The sequence below is a fragment of the Acidimicrobiales bacterium genome (assembly GCA_036399815.1).
GTDB lineage: Bacteria > Actinomycetota > Acidimicrobiia > Acidimicrobiales > DASWMK01 > DASWMK01.
The window spans coordinates 1-2,313 of record DASWMK010000048.1; the positions used below are offsets into that span (position 1 = coordinate 1).

General features: G+C 84.3%; 2 protein-coding genes. Both read right to left on the bottom strand.

Going from position 1 to position 2,313, the window contains the following annotated elements; all coding sequences use genetic code 11:
• Positions 1–983, bottom strand: a 983-nt coding sequence (locus tag VGB14_03635; GenBank protein ID HEX9991998.1) for a hypothetical protein, incomplete at its 3' end; no start/stop codon positions are given.
• Positions 976–2,313 (bottom strand): hypothetical protein (locus VGB14_03640; GenBank protein ID HEX9991999.1); only part of this gene is annotated, 1,338 nt, incomplete at its 5' end. The genes VGB14_03640 and VGB14_03635, both read right to left, overlap by 8 nt.

Sequence of the window (2,313 nt, forward strand, 5' to 3'; positions counted from 1 at the left end):
GCGGCCGGCAGCGGCCCGCCCCTGCGGGTGCCGAGGACCGCCGGCCCCGGGCCCGGCACGGCGGCGGCGGGGCCGCCGTCGGGCACGGCGACGACCGGCACCGCGCCGGCCGCGGCCGCGTGCGCCCTGGCCGCCCGCGCCGTCGGGTCGTCCAGCCGGGCCGGCCGGAAGCCGAGGGGCTGCCGGCCGGCGCTCAGCACCAGCGCCCGGCCCCGCTCGGCGGCGGCCGCGGCGTCGGCGGCGGTGACGACGACCGCCACGGGCGCCCCGACGGCCACCAGCCGGGCGGCGGCGACCACGTCGGGACGGTCGAGCCACCCGTCGAGCCCGGCGACGACCGGGCCGCCGCGCACGGCGCCGAGCGAGGACGCGCCCGGGGCGCCGGCCTCGCCGGCCAGCACCGGCCACAGCCCGGCGACGAGGCGGAGCGGGCGCTCCCAGGCCGGATGGTCGTCCTCGACGGGGCGGAGGCAGACGGCGAGCGGGCCGGCGTCGGCCGACCGGCGGAGGGCGGCCCGCTCGGCCGGCCCGGCGGTGGCGAGCTGGGCGGCCAGGCCGAGCGTCGGCCACGGGTCGTCGTCGGGATGGAGGAGCCGGAAAGTGGCCGAGAGCGCCTCGTGGTGGTCGGCCAGCCCGGCGAGGACGACCGCGTCGCACTCGGCCGGCGTGGCGCCGAGCCCGGCGGCGAGGCAGGCCAGCGGCTCGGGCGCCCCGACCGGCGCGGTCCCGAGCGCGGCGCTGGCGGCGCCGGCAGTGTCGCCCGGCGCGGCCGCGGGCGCGGCGTCGGCGGCGTCGGCGGTGTCGCCCGGCGCGGTCGCCAGTGCGGCGTCGGCGGCGTCGGCGGCCAGGTCGCGCAGCAGGGCGGCGGTGGCGGTGGCGACGTCGGCGCTGGCCCACGGTGTGGCGTCGACCAGGCCGGCGAGCCGGTCGCACAGCCGGGCGACGGCGGCGTGCAGGAGCGGGGTGGCGACCGGCTCAGGCACGGTGGACCTCGCCCTCGTAGGTGAAGCGCACGACGCAGCCGAGCTCGGGCACCCAGCCGGGGTCGAGGTCGAGCCCCGCCACCCGCACCTCGACGACCACCTCGTCGGCCAGGAGCCGCACCTCGACCCACCCCGGGTCGGCCACGACCACGGCCCTCCGCCCGCACAGCCACCGCACCCGCTCCGCCGCGCCGGCGAGGTCCGGCGCCCGGTCGCCCAGGCGGGCCCACGCCCCCGCCAGCAGGTCGGCGGCCACCCCGTCGACGGCGGCCGGCACACCGGCGGCGTCGGCGGCCTCGGGGGCGGCGAGCTCGGGGCGGTCGCAGCCGGCGAGGGCGAGGACGCCGGGGTCGTCGGGAGCGGCGCCGGTGAGGGCGACCCCGGCCCGGTGGAGCGTGGCCCGCAGGCCGAGTCCGGCGAGCCTCGGGTCGGCGGCGACCCGGCCGGCCAGGTCGAGGTCGGCGGCGACGTGGAGCAGGAACGGGAGGCCGCCCCACACCGACGGCCGGCCGGCCGGCCGCTCGTCCGGCCCGGCGGCGGGGTCGTCGGCGCCCGCCAGCGCCGGCGCCCGCTCCCCGGCACCCGCCGCGGCAGGGCCGGCGCCGTCGACGGCGGCGGCGGAGGCGAGGGCGGCGGCCACCCCGTCCACGGGCGTCCCGCCGCCGGGCGCGCCCGGCGCGACCAAGAGGGCGGGCTCGACCTCGGCGACGACCAGGACGGCGGCCGACCGCGCCGCCACAGCGGCCGGCGCCCCGCCGGCGACGGCGGCCAGCCACGCCGCCAGCGGGCCGCCCAGCTCCGACCGGGCGAGAAGCGCGGCCGCCCGGGCGTGGGCGGCTCCGCCGACCCGGTCGGCCCCGACCGCACCCGGGGCCGCCCCGCCGAGGGCCGCCAGGGGCCGGGGGCCGGCCACGGCGAACGCCGCCGCCTCCGCGACGGCCGCGAGGTCGGCGGGGGCGACGGCGGCGAGCACGGCCGCCAGCCGGCCCCGCCGGGCGAGGGCGGCCAGCGCGGCGACGGCGGCGGCCGGCCGGCCGGCGAGGGCGGCGGCCACCACCTCGCCCGGGCGGACGGCGCCGGTCGTGGGCCACCAGCCCAGCCGGCGCCAGGCCCAGCGGCGCCCGCCGTCGCCCGCCGCCACCGACGCGCACAGGTCGGCGAGGCCGTCGGCGACGTGCCGGTAGCGCACCACGCCGGGGCCGCCGGCGAGCACGGCCTCGCGGATGGCGTCGCCCACGGCGGCGCCGACCGCGGCGCCGACGGCGGCGTCGCCGGCCCTCGGGTCGACCCGCAGCGCGGCCGCCACCCGGTCGACGACGACGATCTCGTC